At 56.5% G+C, this 3,527-nt stretch carries 1 protein-coding gene; it reads right to left on the bottom strand.

Annotated elements, in window-relative coordinates:
* On the bottom strand, window positions 1-3,527 hold a 3,527-nt coding region (locus AOA62_RS00105), incomplete at both ends, for a beta strand repeat-containing protein (protein WP_368665698.1).

Genomic DNA, 3,527 nt, shown 5'->3' with positions numbered 1-3,527 from the left:
TTCAGGGTTACGTCAGTACCGGCCTTGTTGCTCAAGGTCGCGGTGTACGTAATCTGACCACCTTCATTGACTGCGCTTGGCGCGGTCAACGTGACGGTAGTGGTGTTATCAGTACCCGGAGTATCGGTGACAGTGGTGCTGACAGGCGTAGTACCTGGCACCAGGTTTTCGAAGTGCTCACCGCCAGTCACGTTAGTAATAGCGGTAGTGACGGTCTGGTCGCCCTTGTACACGTCATCTGGAGCTACAACGGTCACGTTGCCGCTGGACTGATTAACGCCGATGGTGATGGTCTGGCCGTTATCCAGGGTCACGGTCAGCGGGCTGGTGATGTTGGTCACCGCATTGCCCGACTTATCGACCAGCGACGCGGTGTAAACGATGTTGCCGCCTTCGCCCACTGTGGTCGTTGCGGTCAGCACCACATCCACTTTGTCGATAGTGTCGTTAATGGTCGTAGTTGCACCATCACCAGCCACTTCCAGTTTTTCGAAGTTACCGCCAGTGGTGTCGGTGATCTTGACGGTCTGAGTGCTCTTGTCGATGAACACGTCATCGCTAGGCGCTGCAACAGTCACGGAGCCGACGGTATCGCCAGCTTTGATGGTGATAGTCGAGCCGTTATCCAACTTCAGGGTTACGTCAGTACCGGCCTTGTTGCTCAAGGTCGCGGTGTACGTAATCTGACCACCTTCATTGACTGCGCTTGGCGCGGTCAACGTGACGGTAGTGGTGTTATCAGTACCCGGAGTATCGGTGACGGTGGTGCTAACAGGCGTAGTGCCTGGCACCAGATTCTCGAAGTGCGCGCCGCCGGTCACGTTAGTGATGGCGGTGGTAACGGTTTGGTCGCCTTTGTACACGTCATCTGGAGCTACAACGGTCACGCTGCCGTTCGATTGGTTCACACCGATGGTAATGGTTTGGCCGTTATCCAAAGTCACAGTCAGTGGGTTGGTGATGTTGGTCACCGCATTACCCGACTTGTCGACCAGCGACGCGGTGTAAACGATGTTGCCGCCTTCACCAACGGTGGTGGTGGCGGTCAGAACGACATCGACTTTGTCGATGGTGTCGTTAATGGTGGTGGTTGCGCCGTCGCCTGCGACTTCCAGTTTTTCGAAGTTGCCGCCAGCAGTGTCGGTGATCTTGACCGTCTGAGTGCTCTTGTCGATGAACACGTCATCGCTAGGCGCAGGGACAGTCACGGTGCCGACGGTGTCGCCAGCCTTGATGGTGATGGAAGAGCCGTTATCGAGTTTCAGGGTTACGTCAGTACCGGCCTTGTTGCTCAAGGTGGCGGTGTAAGTGATCTGGCCACCTTCGTTGACGGCACTTGGCGCGGTCAGCGTGACGGTCGTGGTGTCCGCAGTGCCAGGTGTATCCGTGACGGTGGTATTCACCGGCGTTGTGCCCGGCACCAGGTTTTCGAAGTGCTCGCCGCCGGTCACGTTGGTGATGGCGGTAGTAACGGTCTGGTCGCCCTTGTACACGTCATCCGGTGCTACAACGGTCACGCTGCCGTTCGACTGGTTCACACCGATGGTGATGGTTTGGCCGTTATCGAGAGTGACGGTCAACGGGTTGGTGATGTTAGTCACCGGCGCGCCGTTTTTATCCACAAGGCTGGCGGTGTAGACGATGTTGCCGCCTTCGCCAACGGTGGTTGTTGCGGTCAGCACCACATCGACTTTGTCGATGGTGTCGTTGATCGTGGTGGTTGCGCCGTTACCTGCAACTTCCAGTTTCTCGAAGTTACCGCCAGCAGTGTCAGTGATCTTGACGGTCTGGGTGCTCTTGTCGATGAACACGTCATCGCTAGGCGCAGGGACGGTTACGGTGCCGACGGTGTCACCAGCTTTGATGGTGATGGTCGAGCCGTTATCCAGTTTCAGGGTTACGTCAGTACCGGCCTTGTTGCTCAAGGTCGCGGTGTACGTAATCTGACCACCTTCATTGACTGCGCTTGGCGCGGTCAACGTGACGGTAGTGGTGTTATCAGTACCCGGAGTATCGGTGACAGTGGTGCTGACAGGCGTAGTACCTGGCACCAGGTTTTCGAAGTGCTCACCGCCAGTCACGTTAGTAATAGCGGTAGTGACGGTCTGGTCGCCCTTGTAAACGTCATCCGGAGCGACAACGGTCACGCTGCCATTCGACTGATTAACGCCGATGGTAATGGTTTGGCCATTGTCCAACGTCACGGTCAGCGGACTGGTGATGTTGGTCACTGCCGCGCCGTTTTTATCCACAAGGCTGGCGGTGTAGACGATGTTGCCGCCTTCGCCGACGGTGGTGGTGGCGGTCAGAACGACATCGACTTTGTCGATGGTGTCGTTAATGGTGGTGGTTGCGCCGTCGCCTGCGACTTCCAGTTTTTCGAAGTTGCCGCCAGTGGTGTCAGTGATCTTGACCGTCTGGGTGCTCTTATCGATGAACACGTCATCGCCAGGCGCCGCAACAGTCACGGAGCCAACGGTATCGCCAGCCTTGATGGTGATAGTCGAACCGTTATCCAACTTCAGCGTTACATCAGTACCCGCTTTATTGGAAAGCGTAGCGGTATACGTAATCTGACCGCCTTCGTTGACGGCACTTGGCGCGGTCAGCGTGACAGTAGTGGTGTTATCAGTACCCGGAGTGTCGGTGACGGTAGTGCTGACCGGCGTAGTACCTGGAACCAGATTTTCGAAGTGCTCACCGCCGGCCACATTAGTGATAGCGGTAGTGACGGTCTGGTCGCCCTTGTACACGTCATCTGGAGCTACAACAGTGACGTTGCCGCTGGACTGATTAACGCCGATGGTGATGGTCTGGCCGTTATCGAGAGTGACGGTCAACGGGTTGGTGATGTTAGTCACCGGCGCGCCGTTTTTATCCACAAGGCTGGCGGTGTAGACGATGTTGCCGCCTTCGCCAACGGTGGTTGTTGCGGTCAGCACCACATCGACTTTGTCGATGGTGTCGTTGATCGTGGTGGTTGCGCCGTTACCTGCAACTTCCAGTTTCTCGAAGTTACCGCCAGCAGTGTCAGTGATCTTGACGGTCTGGGTGCTCTTGTCGATGAACACGTCATCGCTAGGCGCAGGGACGGTTACGGTGCCGACGGTGTCACCAGCTTTGATGGTGATGGTCGAGCCGTTATCGAGTTTCAGGGTTACGTCAGTACCGGCCTTGTTGCTCAAGGTCGCGGTGTACGTAATCTGACCACCTTCATTGACTGCGCTTGGCGCGGTCAACGTGACGGTAGTGGTGTTATCAGTACCCGGAGTATCGGTGACGGTGGTGCTAACAGGCGTAGTGCCTGGCACCAGATTCTCGAAGTGCGCGCCGCCGGTCACGTTGGTGATGGCGGTAGTGACAGTCTGGTCGCCCTTGTACACGTCATCTGGAGCTACAACGGTCACGTTGCCATTCGACTGATTCACACCGATGGTGATGGTCTGGCCATTATCGAGAGTGACGGTCAACGGGTTGGTGATGTTAGTCACCGGCGCGCCGTTTTTATCCACAAGGCTGGCGGTGTA

This window comes from Pseudomonas sp. 2995-3, assembly GCF_002742565.1.
Classification (GTDB): domain Bacteria; phylum Pseudomonadota; class Gammaproteobacteria; order Pseudomonadales; family Pseudomonadaceae; genus Aquipseudomonas; species Aquipseudomonas edaphica.
Note: the sequence above shows the minus strand (reverse complement) of the source record. Positions and strands in the feature narration are given on the sequence as shown.